Here is an 18,529-nt window from a genome sequence, read left to right as displayed (position 1 = left end):
CAAGCATGTTCAATGACATCAGTCGCCTCGGTAAATACCTCGGTCAGGCCGCCCGCCTGATGGTCGGCATGCCCGACTACGACACCTACGTCGAGCATATGCAAACCAAACACCCGGACAAGCCGGTGATGGACTACAAGGCGTTTTTCCGGGAACGCCAGGAAGCCCGTTACGGCGGCAAGGGTGGGCCCAAGTGCTGCTGACCCGGTAACGCGGGCCAATGCAATATCCCTGTGGGAGCAGGGCTTTCTGTGGGAGCTGGCTTGCCTGCGATAGCATCACCTCGGTCTGACGCAAGCACCGAGTTGTCTGCATCGCAGGCAAGCCAGCTCCCACAGAGGCCTTTGCTCCCACATTTGTTTCTGTGTTTCCTCAAGGAGAATCTCTTTGTCCTCTCCCATCCCCGTCACCATCCTCAGTGGCTTTCTCGGCGCCGGCAAGACCACCTTGCTGCGCCACCTGCTCAAAGCCGAGCACGGCTTGAAAATCGCCGTGATCGAAAACGAATTCAGTGACGCCGGTATCGACACCCAACTGCTGGGCGACGAGCCGGTGCAAGTGATGACCCTGTCCAACGGCTGCGTGTGCTGCACCATCCACACCGACCTGACCAAAGCCCTGTACCTGCTGCTGGAACGCCTGGACAGCGGCGAGATCGCCTTCGACCGGCTGGTGATCGAATGCACCGGCCTGGCCGACCCGGCGCCGGTGGCCCAGACGTTCTTCATCGACGAAGAACTGCGCGAGCGTTATATCCTCGACGGCATCATCACCTTGGTGGATGCGGCCCACGCCGAGCATCACCTGACCCAGACCATCGCCCAGGCCCAGATCGGCTTTGCCGACCGCTTGCTGGTGAGCAAACGCGACTTGGTAGACGACGCCAGCTTCGACGCCCTCAGCCAGCGCCTCACCCGCATCAACCGCCGTGCGCCGATTCGCGTAGTTGACCACGGCAAGATTGATTTGGCCGAGCTGCTGGACGTGCGAGGCTTCAACCTCAATGCCGGCATGAGCCTGCGCCCGGTCAGTGCAGCGCCTTCGGTGGACCGTATTTCCAGCCTGGTGCTACGCACCGACCAGCCGCTGGATATCGACCGTCTCAGCGAGTTCATGAACGAACTGCTGGAAGACCACGGCAAGCAACTGCTGCGTTACAAGGGCGTATTGAACATTGCCGGAGAAGACCGACGCATGGTGTTCCAGGGCGTGCTGAAGCTGTATGGCTTCGACTGGGATACCGAATGGGCCGAGGGCGAGGCGCGGGAGAGTGTGATCGTGTTTATTGCCGATGAGCTGCCCGAAGACAAGATTCGCCAAGGCTTTGAGCGGGTCTACCAATGAACTCGGCTTGAAATGCACGCCAATGTGGGAGCTGGCTTGCCTGCGATAGCGGTGGGTCAATCACTGATGGGCTGACTGCACAACCGCCATCGCAGGCAAGCCAGCTCCCACACTTGACCCTGTTTCAAATTGAAATCGGCATAAAAAAGCCCGGCTCATGAGCCGGGCTTCTTATTCACGCAACTGCCATCAAGCGCCGTATACCGGCAGCTTCTTGCAGATGGCCTTGACCTTCTCACGTACCGCGTCGATCACGGCTTCGTTGTTCAGGTCGGCCAGGATGTCGCAGATCCAGCCCGCCAGTTCCTTGCACTCGGCTTCCTTGAAGCCACGGGTGGTCACTGCCGGGGTGCCGAAGCGCAGGCCGGAGGTGACGAACGGCGAACGTGGGTCGTTCGGCACGGAGTTCTTGTTCACGGTGATGAAGGCTTTGCCCAGGGCAGCATCAGCATCTTTACCGGAAATGTCCTGCTTGATCAGCGACAGCAGGAACAGATGGTTTTCAGTACCGCCGGACACCACGTCAAAGCCGCGCTCGATGAACACGCTGGCCATGGTCTTGGCGTTCTTGACCACTTGTTGCTGGTAGGTCTTGAACTCAGGCTGCAGTGCTTCCTTGAAGCAGATCGCCTTGGCCGCGATCACGTGCTCCAGCGGGCCGCCTTGGGCGCCCGGGAAAACGGCGGAGTTGAGCTTCTTCTCGATCTCGGCGTTGGCACGCGCCAGGATCAGGCCGCCACGTGGACCGCGCAGGGTCTTGTGGGTCGTGGTGGTGACCACGTCGGCGTAAGGCACTGGGTTGGGGTAAACGCCCGCAGCCACCAGACCGGCCACGTGGGCCATGTCGACGAACAGGTAGGCACCGACCTTGTCGGCGATTTCACGGAAGCGTGGGAAGTCGAGGATCTGCGAGTAGGCAGAGAAACCGGCCACGATCATTTTTGGCTTGTGCTCGACCGCCAGGCGCTCGACTTCGTCGTAGTCGATCAGGCCGTTGGCATCGATACCGTACTGAACGGCGTTGTACAGCTTGCCGGAGGACGAAACCGTGGCGCCGTGGGTCAGGTGACCGCCGTGGGCCAGGCTCATGCCCAGGATGGTGTCGCCGCCTTGCAGCAGGGCCAGGTACACGGCGCTGTTGGCTTGGGAACCGGCGTGTGGCTGGACGTTGGCGTAATCGGCGCCGAACAGCTCTTTTGCACGGTCGATGGCCAACTGCTCAACCACGTCGACGTACTCGCAACCACCGTAGTAGCGCTTGCCTGGGTAGCCTTCGGCGTACTTGTTGGTCAGAACCGAACCTTGAGCCTCCATCACCGCAGGGCTGGTGTAGTTTTCCGAAGCGATCAGCTCAATGTGCTCTTCCTGGCGCACGGCTTCTTGCTCCATGGCGGCGAAGAGATCGGCGTCGTACTTGGCAATAGTCAAATCACGGCTGAACATGGCGGTCCTCAAGGATCGGGGGCAGAAAAGGAGGGCATTCTAACCCAATGGGTTTTAGATGGCATATGAAAGGACATCATGTCGCGGACAAGTGGTTTTCACTCAGCCCCTGATCGTTCCCACGCTCTGCGTGGGAATGCATCCCGTGGCGCTCTGCGTCACATTTAAAAGCGGACGCAGAGCGTCCAGAATTGCGTTCCCACGCGGAGCGTGGGAACGATCAGGGACGGCACTTTCAGTCAAACATGAACAGCGCATCATTACTGAACTGCACCTCAAACCGATTCGCCGGCATTGGCCGCCCGAACAGGTAACCCTGCACCTCATCACAGCCATGCTCACGCAGGAAGTCCAACTGCTCATGGGTTTCCACCCCTTCGGCAATCACCGCCAGGTTCAGGCTGTGGGCCATGGCAATGATCGCCCGGGCAATCTGTGCGTCCTGCTCACCCGAGGGCAGGCCGTCGACGAAGGTGCGGTCGATCTTCAGCACATCGATGGGGAATTGCTTGAGGTAGTTGAGCGACGAATAGCCGGTGCCAAAGTCATCCACCGCGATGCTCAAGCCCAGGTTTTTCAGGCTGGCGAGGATCTGCAGGGCTTCGTTGACTTCACGCATCAGGATACTTTCGGTCAGTTCCAGCTCCAGGCACGCCGGCGGCAGGCCGGTGTCCTTGAGAATGGTGGCGATACGCGTGCCCAGTTGGCCGTCGGAGAACTGCCGCGCCGAGATGTTTACCGAGACTTTAGGGACTCGCACCTTGTTCTGGTGCCAGGTCTTGAGCTGGCGACAGGCTTCGCCGATCACCCAGTCGCCCACATCCACCACCAGCCCGAGCTCTTCCAGCACCGGGATAAAGTCCCCGGGCGGTACCAGGCCACGGCGCGGGTGGCGCCAGCGCAGCAGGGCTTCGGCGCCGGTCAGGCGTTTGCCGTCGCCGCTGAATTGCGGCTGGTAATAGAGCACGAATTCGTTCTGGTCCAAGGCGTGGCGCAGGTCGCTTTCCAGTTCCAGGCGCTCCAGGGCGCTGGCGTTCATGTCGGCCTGGTAGAACTGGAAGTTGTTCTTGCCGCGCTCTTTAGCGTGATACATCGCCGTGTCGGCGTTTTTCATCAATTGGCTCAGCTCGTTGCCGTCTTGCGGGCTCAGGGCGATGCCGATACTGGCGGTCACGAAGAATTCGCGGCCCTCCAGCACAAAAGGTTTGACCAGGCTGGCGAGGATCTGCTCGGCCACATGAATGGCGCGGTTCAGCGCCATGTCGCGGCTGACCCGTGGTTGCAGGAGCAAGGTGAATTCGTCGCCGCCCATGCGCGCCACGGTGTCGTCCTCGGCCACGCAGCCGAGCAGGCGCGTGGCCATTTCCTTGAGCATCCGGTCGCCGGCCGCGTGGCCGAGGGAGTCGTTGATCGGCTTGAAACGGTCGAGGTCGAGGAACATCAGCACCACCCACGACTTCTGCCGTTCGGCGGACTGCAACGCGGTGTGCAGGCGGTCCTGGAACAGCGTGCGGTTGGGCAGGTGGGTCAGGGCGTCATAGTAGGCCAGGCGGTGGATGCGCTGCTCACTGGCCTTGCGCTCGCTGATATCGCTGAAGAAACACACGTAACTGGCCAGGTCGCCTTCGTCGTCGAACACCGCGGTAATGCCCACCCAGGCCGGGTAATGCTCGCCATTGAGACGCTTGAGCCACACCTCGCCTTCCCAGGTGCTGTGCTGGTGCAATTGCTTGAGCACATAACGCAGATGGGCTTCCTGCTGCTCATCGACGGTGAGCATATTGGGCAACTGGTCGAGCACATCGCTCACCGCATAGCCGCTGACCCGGCTGAACGCCTCGTTGGCTTGCACGATATAACCGGCCGGGTCGGTGATCAGGATCGCCGAGGTGGAATGCTCGAATACCGTGGCCGCCATGCGCAGGTCTTTTTCGGCGCGGCGTTGCTGGCTGATATCGCGGCCCACGCCGAGGATGCCTTCAAACGCGCCATGTTCATCCCACACCAGCACCAGGCGCAGTTCTATCGGCACCTTGCGCCCGTCGGCGCGCAGGCAGTCGAACAGAAACAGTTGGGTCTGCAGTTCATCGCGCAAGGTGTTCAAGGCGTCGGGGTTGCCGAGGGCGCGGCTGACCTGTTCCATCAGGCTGTAAATGCCGGTCAACTGCTGAGGGTTGGCAACGATCGACTGCCAGCCGTTCTTGAACACCCAGTCCACGTCATAGCCCAGGACGGTGTTGACCGAGGGGCTGATGTAGTTGAGGGCCAGTTGGCTGTCGGTGGAGCAGATCACGTCGCTGATGCTTTCGGCCAGCATCCGGTAGCGCTGTTCACTGTCGCGCAGCGATTCACTGGCCTCGATCTGGTCGGTAATGTCCTTGGCCACGCCGATGATCCGGGTGACCACCGTAGACGTATCGCGGGCCAGGGCCTGTTCGCGGATATCGAAGCGGCGCCACTGGTTATTGCGGTGACGAAAGCGCAGTTGGCAGTGCAATTGGGTCGTATAGCCGACCTGGCGTTGTTGTTGGCGCGCGTCATGGTAGTGCTCGGCGTCTTCGGGGTGCAGCAGGATTTCCCAGAAGTACTCACCCATTTGCTGCAGTTCGGCTTTGTTGTAGCCCAGGGTGTGACCCAAATGATGGTTGCTGAAAATCATGCGCTGGCTGATCACGTCTTGCACATACAGGTGGTCGGGCACGGTGCGCACCACATCCGACCAGAAGCTTTCACGCTCCACCAGCGACAACTCGATCAGCTTGCGGCTGGTGATGTCGCTGATGCTGAGAATCACGGCCTTGACGTCATCCTGCTGCTCGGGCAAACGCATCACCAGCCACAGGTACTGTTCGTTGCCGGCCACGTCGTTGAGCTGGATTTCCAGCTCCAGCTGTTTTTGCCGGGTCAGTACGGCTTCCAGCACCTGATAGCCGATGGACGTGGCATTGCGCGGGCAGTCATCGATCAGGCGTTCCCACGCCTGCTCGCAGGACGCGACGTTGAGCAGGCGCACGGCCATCTGGTTGACCTCGGTGACGCGCAACTCCTTGAGCAGTTGCTTGCGCTCCGTGGGGTTGGCTTGCAACCAGGCGTGCAACTGCTCACGGCTTTGCACCTGGGTCTTGTTGCAAAACGCCTTGAGCCCCGACAGGTCCAACACGCACAACGCGACGCCGGTGCCTTCGAAGATGTCCTGGTAGCGTCGCCGGCCTTCGTTCACCTGGCGTTGGCGGCGGCGCATGTTGAGCAGCACGATCACCGGGATTAGCGAGAACGCCAGGCCCAGCAGGCACTTGCCGATAAAGGCGGGCAGTAGTTGTTCCAATACCGCGCTGCGGTCAAACATGCCGCGCAGTTGCCAATCGCTTTTGCTCAACGGCGTGACCAGCACGCTGCGGTTCAATTCATCCGGTGTCAGGGCGCCGGACCACTGCGCCGGCATGCCGCTGTCACGGCTGACCACACGATGGTTCAGGCTGTTCTCGATTGCCCACATCGGGCGCTGGCCCTGGACATCCTGGCGTGTGAGGTTGGCCAGATAATTGGGCGCCAGGCGCAAGGCCCAGTACACCTTGGAGCCACCGCTGGGTTGGTGCAGCAACAGATAGATGACCGTGCCGTCATTATCATTGCTCAGGTAGTAGGACTGGGCGTGACTGCGCTTGACCAGGTCTTCGAGCAGGGCACTGTCTTGGCTGCCTTCGGCAGTGTCGCTGATCAGTGCGCCGCTGGGGGCGAGCAGGGCGAAGCTGCGCAGGTCCGGTAATGAGCGCTGCAGCGTGCGCATCAGGGCCTGCTGCTGTTCGGCATTGCGCGGCGGCTCGACAATCGGCAACAGGTTCAGGGCGATCTGTGCACTCAGGGCCATGTTCTGGCTGATCTGCTCGGCCAGGTCGGCGCTGTAGTCGATGGTGTATTGCTGTTGGTTTTTCTGGTTTTGCTGCAATTGGTCCAGCAGTTGCCAGAACAACAGGGCGAGCAACAGCAGGACAAGCGTCGCCAACGCGCCTTTCAAGGTGCCGTGCAGGGGCGCTCCCGGCGCAATATGAGCGGCGCGCAAGGGCGTGGGCGGCGTGACGTTGGACAAACTGTGATCCTGCGGTTTGGCTGGACTGGCGCGCGACGTGCACTATAAGCCGGACGCCCGAAGGGCGGCTAGCATGCCTTGAGTTGTGGCAAAGTGCCAGTCCTGCCTGGCTGGACTGCCCCAGCGCATTCAGGTAGCTTTGCCGGTTACGCGGGGGCGTTCCAGCCCCAGACATTCAGGCTTTTTTTGCTCGCTGGCATTGATGATAGTCAAAGGCCCGCGCGGCGCATGGCCTGGCACGGGCTTCGTCCGCTTAATTCATCAGTCACTGACGCTAGGTTCACCATGGCTCAATACGTCTTCACCATGCATCGGCTGGGAAAAGTTGTTCCGCCGAAGCGGGAAATCCTGAAAAACATTTCGCTGTCCTTCTTCCCAGGCGCCAAGATCGGCGTGCTCGGCCTCAACGGTTCGGGTAAGTCCACCCTGCTGAAAATCATGGCGGGCGTCGACACCGAGTTCGAAGGCGAAGCCCGTCCGATGCCGGACCTGAACATCGGTTACCTGCCGCAAGAGCCGATCCTGGACCCGACCAAGACCGTGCGCGAAGTGGTCGAAGAAGCCGTCAGCGTGATCAAGGACGCCCAGGCCCGCCTCGATGAGGTGTACGCCGCCTACGCCGAACCGGATGCCGACTTCGACAAGCTGGCTGCCGAACAGGCCAAGCTCGAAGCGATCCTGCAGGCGGGCGATGGCCACAACCTGGAGCGCCAACTGGAAGTCGCCGCCGATGCGCTGCGCCTGCCAGCCTGGGACGCCAAGGTCGAGCACCTGTCCGGTGGTGAGAAGCGTCGTGTGGCCCTGTGCCGCCTGCTGCTGTCGGCCCCTGACATGCTGCTGCTCGACGAACCGACCAACCACCTGGACGCCGATTCCGTCGCCTGGCTGGAGCACTTTCTGCACGATTTCCCGGGCACCGTGGTTGCGATCACGCACGACCGTTACTTCCTGGACAACGTCGCCGGCTGGATCCTGGAGCTCGACCGCGGCGCCGGTATCCCTTACGAGGGCAACTACTCCGGTTGGCTGGAAGCCAAGTCCGACCGTCTGGCCGCCGAATCCAAGCAGCAATCGGCCCACGAAAAAGCCATGAAGGAAGAACTGGAGTGGGTGCGCAAAGGCGCCAAGGCCCGCCAGTCCAAATCCAAGGCCCGTCTGCAACGCTTTGAAGAAATGCAGTCGCAGGAATTCCAGAAGCGCAGCGAAACCAACGAGATCTACATCCCGGCCGGTCCGCGCCTGGGTGACAAGGTCATCGAGTTCAAGAACGTGACCAAAGGCTATGGCGACCGCGTGCTGATCGACAACCTGTCGTTCGCCATGCCAAAAGGCGCGATCGTCGGCGTTATTGGTGGTAACGGTGCGGGTAAATCCACACTGTTCCGCATGCTGATGGGCAAGGAAACCCCGGACTCCGGCAGCATCGAGATCGGTGACACCGTGCAACTGGCCTGTGTGGACCAGAGCCGCGACGACCTCGACGGCAGCAAGACTGTGTTCCAGCAGATCTCCGACGGTTCCGACCAGATCCGTATCGGCAACTATGAAATCCCGTCGCGCACCTACGTCGGCCGTTTCAACTTCAAGGGCGGCGACCAGCAGAAGTTCGTCAAGGACCTGTCCGGTGGTGAGCGCGGTCGCTTGCACCTGGCCCTGACCCTGAAAGAGGGCGGCAACGTGTTGCTGCTCGACGAACCGTCCAACGACCTCGACGTTGAAACCCTGCGTTCCCTGGAAGAAGCCCTGTTGGACTTCCCGGGCGCCGCCATTGTGATCTCTCACGATCGGTGGTTCCTTGACCGCGTCGCGACCCACATCCTGGCGTACGAAGATGACTCCCAGGCGGTGTTCTTCGAAGGCAACTACACCGAGTACGAAGCCGACCGCAAGAAGCGCTTGGGTGAGGCCGCTGCCCAGCCGCACCGCGTACGCCACAAAAAGCTGGCCTGATGCTGCAATAGCCGCTACAGCCTGTTGAAAAAATACCCCTCACGCAGGGGTATTTTTTTGCCCGCGTTATGCCGGAAGCGTCGTGGGCGCCAGCGTTGGGCGGCTGCGCAGCAATTCTTCGACCACCCCCATAAACGCCTCGACCAACAATGAGCGTGACGGTGAGCGCGTGAGTATCAGCAGGTGTACCCAGGCTTCGGGGTCTGCCAAGGGGCGGTAGACCACGCCTTCCCTGGCCAGGGTGCGGGTGCACTGGGGCACGAGCGAGACACCTTGGCCTGCCGCCACCAGGGCGATGATCGAGGTGATCTGGCGCCCCGCAGGGCCCGGGCGCAGCGCCAGGCCGCGGCGTTGATACAGGTGCTCGATGGAGCCGTTGAGGCCCGAACCGTAGTCGCTGGGGAACAGAATCAACGGGTACTCACTGAGCTGGGCGAGGGTGACTTCGTCCTGGTCCGCCAGCGGGTTGTCGCTGCAAAGCGCCGCCACCAACGGTTCTTGCCCCAAGGACAAAGCCTCGACACCGGTTTGCCCGGCCTCCGGCAGCAGGCGGCTCATGCCGACGTCGATGCGCCCGTCCAGTACGTGCGTGTGCAGGCTACCGGAAGCGCTTTCCACCAGGGTCAGTTGCACATCGGGAAAACGCTGGGCGAAGGCTTGCAGGGTTTGGCTGAAGAGTTCCGACAACGCGATCGAGCTGGCATAGCCTACGACCAGTTGGCCGGTCGAGCCGGCAGCCAGCTTGGCGGCGATGTCTTGCGCAAGCCTGGCGTGCTCCAGCGCTGCGCGGGCATACGGCAAAAAGTGCTGGCCTTGGGCGGTCAGTGTGACCGTGCGACTGGTGCGGTCGAACAGGCGAAAGCCAAGCTCGGTTTCCAGGGCCGAAATCTGCCGCGTCAGGGGCGGCTGGGCAAGGTGCAGGCGCTGGGCCGCACGGCCGAAGTGCAGCTCTTCGGCGACCGTCAGGAAGTACCGTAACTTGCGTAGATCAAGCATTCTGTTTCCTGGGTATTGATCGGTCCGAATTCGGTATTGGTGTTCCCTGCGCTGGGTATTCTATAAACATCCTCGACTATAAGACGAGAGGCCACATGAACCCGCGCATGCATCACGCCCGCTTCGCCGTGTTCCTGTGTGGCTGTGCGGCGTTTCTGAATCTCTATGCGACACAGAGCATCCTGCCTGCGTTTGCCGAAAGCTTCCAGGTGAGTGCCCGACAGGCAGGGTGGAGCATTACGGTGACCACGCTGGCGGTGGCGGTGACCGCGCCGTTTGTCGGGCGCCTGACCGGCCGTTTCGAGCAGCGCACGGTGATTGCCGTGGCCGCATTGCTGCTGGCGCTACCGACGCTGCTGACGGCCTATGTGGACAGTTTTGCCGAGCTGCTGGTGTGGCGTTTTGTCGAAGGGATGTTGATCCCAGTGGTGTTCGCCACCAGCGTGGCTTATATCGGTGATCGCTGGCGTGCGGCCACGGTCACCGAGATCACCAGTTTGTACGTCGCGGGGACGGTGCTCGGTGGGTTTGCCGGGCGCTTTGTTTCGGGTGTCATGACCCAATATGTGGGCTGGCGCGAAGCCTTCGAACTGTTGGCGGTGATCAGCCTGCTGGTCGGCCTGCTGATTGTGTGGCTGTTGCCGGCCAATCCGGTGGCGCGGCCCGGCGTTGCGGCCGTGGGCATGCACGGGGTGCGCCGGCTCCTGCGCAAACCCTTGCTGGCGGCCTATGGCGTCGGTTTCTGCGTGCTGTTCTCCCAAGTCGCAACCTTTACCTATGCCGGGCTGTATCTCAGCCAGGCCCCGTTCAACCTGGGCGCTGCAGCCTTGGGCACTTTGTATGCGGTGTTCCTGCTGGCGCTGGTGGTCATTCCTGTTGCGGGGCGCTTGAGCAAATCGCGACCACAATCGCAGTTACTGACCGGCGCTGTGGCGCTCGGCATCTGTGGCTCGGCGCTGACATTGTTGCCGTCCCTGTGGCTGATCGTGCTGGGGCTGGCCCTGAGCTCCACCGGCGTATTCCTGGCACAGGCATCCGCCAATGCGTATATCGCCACCACGGCGGGCCCGGACAAGTCCGGAGCCGTGGGGCTGTACCTGACCGGTTATTACCTGGGCGGCAGCGCCGGCGCCGTGGCCCCGGCCATGCTCTGGAATCAATGGGGCTGGCCGGGCTGCGTGGCGTTGGTCGCAGGTTTTCAGCTGTTGTCGCTGGCGATTGCCCTGCTGGGCTGGAAACCGGTAAAGCCCCAGGCCCTGATCGCCGGACAGCGCGGCAAACCAGCCTGATTTTTCATCCAATAAAGGACTATGAGAGGTGAACATGACTAACACCGTGATCAAGCGCAGCCAGTTGTTGAAGCTCATCGAACCGGTATTGAACGACATGCCGGCCGGTGCCTTGCGTCACGCGCTGTTCGAAGCCTTCTGGGCTCAGGAAGACGCGCTGGTGGATATCGAAGACGCTTTTGCGCGACTCACCTCGCGTCGGCATTCGCCGGCGGTACTGCGCAAGTTCTTCGCCAGTTGGTCCAAGACCAATAATTCGGCAGCCAGTGTGTCCGGTCTGGCCAACCGCATTACCTTGCTGGCGCGCTCCGATGAAGGCTCCGCCGCCGCCGCGCAGTTGTACCGCGCCTGCGGCAGCCTGCAACGCATCACCGATGAAGATCTGGGCGCGTTGGGCAACACCTTGCACGCAGACCTGTTCTACACCATGGCCACCGCGCTGTGCGGTGATGACCAGTGGATATTGAAGGACAATTGCCTGCCCTCGGCACAGGCGTTCAAGGACTGGACCGACACCCGCCGCCTGCGTGATCGCGACCTGCTGCAGGGGTTGCTGACCACGTTGATCCACGAGGTGTACACCCATGGCGAAGTGGAATTCATCCACCCGTTGTACTCGCAGTGGTTCGTGCGGGACATGGGCGTGCCGCCGGAGAAATCCCGTGCGACGGTGGCCTGGGTCACGGTGCACACCGGCGGTACTGAGAGCAACCATTTCGCCCATGCGGTGGCGGCGGTGAATGAGTTCACCACTGCCATGCAGATTGAAGTGGACCCCGCCACGGCACGCGAGATTTTTGCCCAATACCTGCAGCGTAAAGCCAGTGTGATGAGCGACTGTGCGCAGTTGCTGGGTTAACCCGGCGTTTTGCCTGAGAGCCTCTGACCCAGATGAACACCCTGAAGCAGACCGCAACGCCATCGTTGTCGCCGCCTGACCCGGTCAGCGTGCGTCGCCGCGCTCTGGTGGCCGGCTGCGGCGCGCATGCCGTGCACGACGGGCTGACCGATGTGATTTATGTGCTGTTGCCGATCTGGCAAGCGCAGTTCGGCCTCAGCTACGCCCAGATCGGCCTGTTGCGCGGTGCCTATGCGGGCATGATGGCCGGTTTTCAGTTACTGGCCAGCCGGGCTGCCGCGCGCTGGGGGCGTGAACGCTTGCTGGTAGGTGGCACGGCGTTGGCGGGCCTGGCCTACCTGCTGGCCGGCCAGGCCGGTGGGCTGGGCGTGTTGTTATTGGCGCTGCTGCTGGGCGGGCTCGGCGCGAGTACGCAGCACCCGCTGGCCTCGTCGTTGATCACCGATACGCACGAGGCCGGCGGGGGCGTCAAACAAGCGCTGTCGCAGTACAACTTCAGCGGCGATATCGGCAAGACCCTGATCCCGGGGCTGATCGGCCTGTTGCTGGCGGTCATCAGTTGGCGCGCCAGTGTCACCCTGCTGGGTGTACTCGGGCTGCTGGCGGCAGGCCTGTTGTGGTGGCTGATCCCGGCACGCACCGAGGCGACGGCGGCGCCGCTGAAAGCCACCCGTACGGGCGGCGGCGCCGGCTCTGCGAGCGGCCTGCGTGCGCTGATCGTGACCGGCACGCTGGACAGCGCCGTGCGCATGGGTTTCCTCACGTTTCTGCCGTTTTTGCTCAAGGCCAAGGGCGCCGGGCCTGCGGGCATCGGCCTGGCGCTGACCATGCTGTTCGTGGGGGGCGCCTTCGGCAAATTGTTGTGCGGTTACCTCGGTGCGCGCATCGGCATGATGAAAACGGTATGGGCCACGGAGTTCACCACGGCCGTGTTGATCGTCATGGCGGTGTACTTGCCCTACGCCGGCTTGATGGTGATGTTGCCGCTGCTGGGGCTGGCGCTGAACGGCACGTCGTCGGTGCTGTACGGCGCAGTCCCGGACCTGGCAGGGCCGGGCAGGCGCGACCAGGCGTTCGCCGTGTTCTACACCGGCACCATCGGTGGCGGCGCCTTGGCGCCGGTGCTGTTCGGCAGCCTTGGGGATGCCACCGGTGTGCCCATGGCCGTCCTGTTGCTGGCCGCCACCCTGTTGCTGACCTTGCCGCTGTCCTGGCGGGTTCAGCAAGGGCTGGAGGCCCAAGCCCGGTAGGGCGAACGAACGTTCCAACGTGTTCTGGCAGGTATAACAATGAATAACAGTGAACCGTCTGCCGTGTCATTGCCGTTGTCCCAGCGTGCGCAACGTCTTAGCGCACCCGGCACATCCAGCATGCGCAGTAAAGCCAATGCCTTGAAAGAAGCCGGCGTCAACGTGGTCAACTTTGCCGCGGGCGAATTGTCCTTCGATGCCTGCCCGATCATGAAAGCCGCCGCGGCCGATGCGCTCGCCACTGCCCGCAACCGCTACACGCCGCCCATCGGCCTGCCCCAGCTTCGCCACGCGCTGGCGCAGCAGGTCACTCAGCGCTGCGGGGTGAATTACGCCGCCGATGAAATAGCGGTGACCGCCGGTGCCAAGCAGGCGCTGTATAACGCCGCAATGGTGCTGCTCAATCCGGGGGATGAAGTCATCGTCGCGGTGCCGTACTGGGAAACCTTCCCCACCCAGATCCAACTGGCCGGTGGCGTTCCCGTCTATGTCGACACGGCTGCGGATGACTATCGCCTCACCTGCGCAGCGGTCCAGAAGGCCCTGACCCCGCGCACCCGGATGATTGTGATCAACACCCCGAACAATCCGACGGGCACGGTTTATCAGCGCGAAGAACTGCTGGGTATTGCCCGGCTCGCCTTCGCACACAGGCTTTGGGTGGTGTTCGACGAGTGTTACCGCAAACTGGTGCGCGCGCCCCATGAACATCACAACATCGTGTCGCTGTTTGCGCCGCTTAAACATCAGACGGTACTGGTCGATTCGTTTTCCAAGAGCCACGCGGTCACCGGCTGGCGGGTAGGGTATGCGTGCGCGCCCGCCCCAGTCATCGCCGCCATGCACAACCTGCAAGGGCATACGACGTCCAACCCCAGCAGCCTGTCCCAATATGCCGCGCTCGGCAGCCTGATGGCGGACGCGCCGCACTTTACCCGCCAGGTCAATGCCTTCCTCGACCAGCAATTGCTCGCGGCCTGCACCTGCCTGGGGCATGTCGACGGCATTCGGTGCGCCCCGCCAGAAGGGGCGTTCTATCTGTTTATCGATGTGTCCCGCAAGTTGGGGGGCCGCTACCTGGGCACCGTTATTCGTGACGTCGACCACTTGGCCGATCTGTTATTGACCGAGGCCCATATCGCGGTAGTGCCCGGCTCTGGTTGTGGTGACGGCAACAGCATCCGTATCTCCTACGCCGTTGAGCGTGAAGCGCTGATTGAGGGCCTCACACGCTTTAGTCGTTTCATGTCAGAAATCGTTGCGCATTAACCCCACCTTAAAAGGATATGAGCCGTGGAAAATCTGAGCCGCCAATTGATCGGGTACGTGAACCAGGCGCTGGTGGATGTCGAGGACGGACATCTGGCCCAGGCCCTGCTCAGCGGTTTCAACAGTCAAACCGCCGCGCTGGACACGTACTGCGAGACCTATGTCGACATGACCTCCAGTAATTGGAGCGAGTCGTCACTGTGTACGTTCTTCTGTGGCTGGCGTAGCCCGGACGGCGCCGCCCATGCCGTCTCGAGCGTCATCGTGCGCATCCTCCAGGAGTCGGCATCGTTGACGGATGACGCCCGGTTGAAAATGCTCGAAGCGGCGGCCCATTGTGGGGAGATCATTGTCGAGGACATCGGGCTGGGTGAAATGCATGGGCATCCGCACCATTCCAAGCTGTATTACCGCATGGCTTCGGCCATCTGCGGCTCCGATGATTGGCGCCTGCAAGACAAATTCCTCAACCCGATTACCAAAGAGTTCTCCGGTTGGGTGGGGAAAAAACGCCCATTGGCGCCGCAACTCATCGAAGCGCTGGAAATGATGGCCATGACGGAGTTGTTCAATACCGGCGAATACAACCTGATGACCCCGCTATGGAAGCAGTGGTTGCGCGATGTACGGGGCTACAGCGCCGGTGAGGCCAGCCGCGTCGCAAGTTTTCTCAGCGTGCATTGCGGCAGCGTGGAAGCACGCCACTTCAAGCATGCCGCTGAGGCGTTGCGGCTGTATGCCAGCGCCACCGGGCAGGCCGTGGATTACGCGCGTATCGCGCGGCTCTCCAGGGAGTACGTGGCCAGGGCCTGCGAACATCTGCAAAAGATGGCGTCGGTGCTCAAGTGCGAACAGCCCGCCTGGGATTGAGGCTGTCCGATAACCCTTGTTGTGCCGCTGATAAGGAGCCTGAACCCTATGATGGATACCGAAGCGCGCCGACGCCCTCTGTCGGCGCTGTTGGATAGCAACCGTTGCCTGCGTGTACTCGAAGCCCATAGCCCGATATCGGCGTTGCTCGCGCAGCGCGCCAGGCTGGAAATCAGCCCAGGGCATACGGTGGGGTACGACGCCATCTGGTCGAGTTCGCTGACCGACTCGACCCAGCGCGGGTTACCCGACATCGAAATCCTTTCGCCCAGTAACCGATTGCCGGGGATTCGCGAAATATTCGATGTGTGCTCGCTGCCGCTGATATTCGATGCCGATACCGGCGGTAAGGCCGAACATTTCGCGATTCATATCAAGATGCTGGAGCGCGCAGGCGTCTCGGCGGTGGTGATCGAAGACAAATGCGGCCTGAAGAAGAATTCACTCTTGGGCATCGAGGTCGATCAGGCGCAGGAGTCCATCGAGGCCTTTTGCGCCAAGCTCCAGGCCGGGTGCACGAGTCGCACCGGCTCAGGGCTGATGATGATTGCCCGGTGTGAAAGCTTGATTCTGGATCGCGGCATGGAAGAGGCGATGGCGCGGTGCCTGGCGTATGTGGAGGCGGGGGCGGATGGCATCATGATCCACAGCCGCAAGCAGGATGGCCTGGAAATTCTGGAATTCGCCCGGCAGTTTCGCCTGCAGCGGCCCAGGGTACCGCTGATTTGTGTGCCGACCAGCTATGTTCACCTGAAGTTCGAGGTGCTGGAGCGAGTAGGTTTCAACGCGGTGATTTATGCCAATCACATGTTGCGCAGTGCCTACCTGGCCATGCGCGATACTGCCGTCGGCATACTCGCCAATGGCAGGACGCTGGAACTGGAGCCACGTTGCCTGGGCATCGACGAGATACTCGACCTGGTGCCGGGCACGCGCTAGTGCCCTGCGCGAGTCTGTGGGCAAATGCTGTGGGAGCGGGCTTGCTCGCGAAGGCGGTGTGTCAGCCACTGAATCTTGAGCTGAACCACCGCTTTCGCAGGCAAGCCAGCTCCCACATTTGATCGAGTACACCGGTCATGTGGGAGCTGGCTTGCCTGCGATGGCGGCCTACCTGTTGGTGCGAAATTCAGAGTGAAATCCCCATTTAAGGGCAGAAAGCGCGGGTTATTTATACTTATTGCACCATTTAATTTCACAAAAGCGACATTTTGCCCTGTCACGGTGCGAAACGAATTGATAAAGTCCGGCTCAATCTCCGTTTAACAACAATCAATTTGCCGAGACTGTTCATGACCGAATCCGTCGATTCCTTCCTTGCCCGCCTCAAGAAACGCGACCCGGACCAACCGGAATTCCACCAGGCTGTAGAAGAAGTCCTGCGCAGCCTGTGGCCCTTTCTTGAAGCCAACCCGCACTATCTGAACTCGGGCATCCTGGAGCGCATCTGCGAGCCAGAGCGCGCGATCACGTTCCGGGTGTCGTGGGTGGATGACCACGGCAAGGTCCAGGTCAATCGCGGTTTCCGTATCCAGATGAACAGCGCCATTGGGCCCTACAAAGGTGGCTTGCGCTTCCACCCTTCGGTCAACCTGGGTGTGCTGAAATTCCTCGCCTTCGAACAGACCTTCAAGAACTCCCTGACCTCGCTGCCCATGGGCGGCGGCAAAGGCGGCTCGGACTTCGACCCCAAGGGCAAGAGCGACGCCGAAGTGATGCGCTTCTGCCAGGCCTTCATGAGCGAGCTGTACCGCCACATCGGTGCGGACGTGGACGTACCGGCCGGTGATATCGGTGTAGGCGCGCGGGAAATCGGCTTCCTGTTCGGCCAGTACAAACGTCTGAGCAATCAATTCACCTCGGTGCTGACTGGCAAGGGCATGACCTATGGCGGTAGCCTGATCCGCCCTGAAGCCACCGGTTTTGGCTGCGTGTATTTCGCCGAGGAAATGCTCAAGCGCCAAGGCCAGCGTGTCGAAGGCAAGCGTGTGGCGGTGTCCGGCTCTGGCAACGTGGCGCAGTACGCGGCGCGCAAGGTCATGGACCTGGGCGGCAAGGTGATTTCCCTGTCGGACTCCGAAGGCACCCTGTACGCCGAAAGCGGGTTGACCGAAGAACAATGGTCGGCCCTGCTGGAGCTGAAAAACGTACAGCGCGGGCGTATCAGTGAGCTGGCCACACGTTTCGGCCTGGAGTTCCGCAAAGGCCAGGCGCCGTGGGAACTGGCCTGCGATATCGCGCTGCCTTGCGCTACCCAGAACGAACTTGATGCCGAAGCAGCGCGCACCTTGCTGCGCAACGGCTGCCTCTGCGTGGCCGAAGGCGCGAACATGCCGACCACGTTGGAGGCTGTGGATATCTTTATCGACGCGGGCATTCTGTTTGCACCGGGCAAGGCGTCCAATGCCGGTGGTGTGGCGGTGAGCGGTCTGGAAATGTCGCAGAACGCCATGCGCCTGCTGTGGACCGCCGGGGAGGTGGACAGCAAGCTGCACAACATCATGCAGTCGATCCACCATGCCTGCGTGCATTACGGTGAAGAAAACGGCCGTATCAACTACGTCAAGGGCGCCAACATCGCAGGCTTCGTGAAAGTGGCTGACGCGATGCTGGCCCAAGGCATCGTTTAAATCTCGGGTTCGACGCGTAACACTTCGATCAACTGATCGCCGACGGGGCGCTGCCACAGCACCTCGTCGCCCACCTGGGCGCCCAACAAAGCACGGCCCAGGGGCGAGCCCCAGTTGATCAAGCCTGCGTTGGCATCGGCCTGGTCTTCACCGACCAACTGGATGCGCTGCTGTTCGTCCTGCTCGTTGGCGAACGTGACCCAACTGCCGATCTGCACCTTGTCGGTGGACGTGGCCGGCGCGACTACCTGGGCGCTCTGCACTCGTTGGTTGAAGTAGCGCAGGTCCCGCTCAAGATCCGCCTGGCGCTGTTTATCGGCCTGCTCACCCTTGGCGGCTTCGTCGCTGTGCTCCCCTTGCAACTGCGCCACCTTGGCCTGCAATTGCGCCAACCCTTGCGCGGTCAGGCGGTTAGGTTGCGCGCTGACCTGACGCTCCACCGGCTGATCAGCCTGGGCCGCCGCGTTATCTTCATTTACAAAAGCTCGGCTCATGGCGTTCTCCTTCCTATGGAAGTTGGGCCACGTTCGCGGGCTGATCGTTCC

Annotated in this window: 14 protein-coding genes; 10 read left to right on the top strand and 4 right to left on the bottom strand. The window is 61.6% G+C overall.

The genetic code is table 11. The annotated features are described in order from the left end of the window. Positions 1–5 precede the first annotated feature (5 nt). Both AB9N64_RS13700 and yjiA read left to right on the top strand, forming a co-directional pair. Positions 6–203, top strand: coding sequence for a YbdD/YjiX family protein (locus tag AB9N64_RS13700; RefSeq protein WP_003194308.1), 198 nt, complete (start codon positions 6–8; stop codon positions 201–203). Positions 204–387: 184 nt separating this feature from the next. Continuing rightward, a complete protein-coding gene (yjiA, locus tag AB9N64_RS13695; RefSeq protein WP_014720013.1) occupies positions 388–1,344 on the top strand; it encodes a GTPase in 957 nt (318 codons plus the stop codon). Between the two features lie 189 nt (positions 1,345–1,533). Here the strand turns inward: yjiA and glyA are convergent, their stop codons facing one another. Continuing rightward, on the bottom strand, positions 1,534–2,787 hold the full coding sequence (gene glyA, locus AB9N64_RS13690) for a serine hydroxymethyltransferase (protein WP_003194304.1): 1,254 nt from the start codon (positions 2,785–2,787) through the stop codon (positions 1,534–1,536). Positions 2,788–3,022: 235 nt separating this feature from the next. Beyond that, a complete protein-coding gene (locus tag AB9N64_RS13685) occupies positions 3,023–6,874 on the bottom strand; it encodes a bifunctional diguanylate cyclase/phosphodiesterase (protein ID WP_014720012.1) in 3,852 nt (1,283 codons plus the stop codon). A gap of 285 nt (positions 6,875–7,159) precedes the next feature. Here AB9N64_RS13685 and ettA point away from each other — a divergent pair, with 285 nt between their 5' ends. Beyond that, complete coding sequence (gene ettA / locus AB9N64_RS13680) at positions 7,160–8,824, top strand: energy-dependent translational throttle protein EttA (protein WP_014720011.1); 1,665 nt, start codon at positions 7,160–7,162, stop codon at positions 8,822–8,824. Between the two features lie 66 nt (positions 8,825–8,890). Here ettA and AB9N64_RS13675 read toward each other — a convergent pair whose 3' ends face one another. Then, the gene (locus AB9N64_RS13675; protein ID WP_014720010.1) at positions 8,891–9,820 is read right to left on the bottom strand and encodes a LysR family transcriptional regulator; all 930 of its coding nucleotides are present in this window, start codon (positions 9,818–9,820) and stop codon (positions 8,891–8,893) included. A 95-nt stretch (positions 9,821–9,915) separates the two neighbouring features. Here AB9N64_RS13675 and AB9N64_RS13670 point away from each other — a divergent pair, with 95 nt between their 5' ends. The 7 genes from AB9N64_RS13670 to gdhA all read left to right on the top strand — a co-directional run bounded on the left by AB9N64_RS13670 (position 9,916) and on the right by gdhA (position 17,984). Continuing rightward, entirely contained in the window at positions 9,916–11,109 is a 1,194-nt protein-coding gene (locus AB9N64_RS13670) for an MFS transporter (protein WP_019818017.1), read from the top strand. 34 nt (positions 11,110–11,143) lie between these two features. Then, positions 11,144–11,968 carry a hypothetical protein gene (locus AB9N64_RS13665; protein WP_044483466.1) on the top strand — a complete coding sequence of 275 codons (825 nt, stop codon included), beginning with the start codon at positions 11,144–11,146 and terminating at the stop codon, positions 11,966–11,968. A 32-nt stretch (positions 11,969–12,000) separates the two neighbouring features. After that, entirely contained in the window at positions 12,001–13,218 is a 1,218-nt protein-coding gene (locus AB9N64_RS13660) for an MFS transporter (protein ID WP_108538265.1), read from the top strand. Positions 13,219–13,257: 39 nt separating this feature from the next. Continuing rightward, positions 13,258–14,487 carry a pyridoxal phosphate-dependent aminotransferase gene (locus AB9N64_RS13655; RefSeq protein WP_130175001.1) on the top strand — a complete coding sequence of 410 codons (1,230 nt, stop codon included), beginning with the start codon at positions 13,258–13,260 and terminating at the stop codon, positions 14,485–14,487. A gap of 24 nt (positions 14,488–14,511) precedes the next feature. Next, entirely contained in the window at positions 14,512–15,357 is an 846-nt protein-coding gene (locus tag AB9N64_RS13650) for a hypothetical protein (protein ID WP_073452133.1), read from the top strand. A gap of 48 nt (positions 15,358–15,405) precedes the next feature. Continuing rightward, positions 15,406–16,296, top strand: coding sequence for a phosphoenolpyruvate mutase (gene aepX, locus AB9N64_RS13645; protein ID WP_371360368.1), 891 nt, complete (start codon positions 15,406–15,408; stop codon positions 16,294–16,296). A 350-nt stretch (positions 16,297–16,646) separates the two neighbouring features. Further along, positions 16,647–17,984, top strand: a complete 1,338-nt coding sequence (gene gdhA / locus AB9N64_RS13640; RefSeq protein WP_323555542.1) for an NADP-specific glutamate dehydrogenase — start codon at positions 16,647–16,649, stop codon at positions 17,982–17,984. Here gdhA and AB9N64_RS13635 read toward each other — a convergent pair. Next, positions 17,981–18,478, bottom strand: coding sequence for a GreA/GreB family elongation factor (locus AB9N64_RS13635; RefSeq protein WP_014720002.1), 498 nt, complete (start codon positions 18,476–18,478; stop codon positions 17,981–17,983). The two genes, gdhA and AB9N64_RS13635, sit on opposite strands and share 4 nt — an antisense overlap. Positions 18,479–18,529 lie beyond the last annotated feature (51 nt).

This window comes from Pseudomonas sp. KT_2_4, assembly GCF_041410225.1.
GTDB classification, from domain to species: Bacteria; Pseudomonadota; Gammaproteobacteria; order Pseudomonadales; family Pseudomonadaceae; genus Aquipseudomonas; species Aquipseudomonas paracarnis.
The sequence above is the reverse complement of the archived record's forward strand: the minus strand, read 5'-3'. Positions and strand labels throughout refer to the sequence as shown.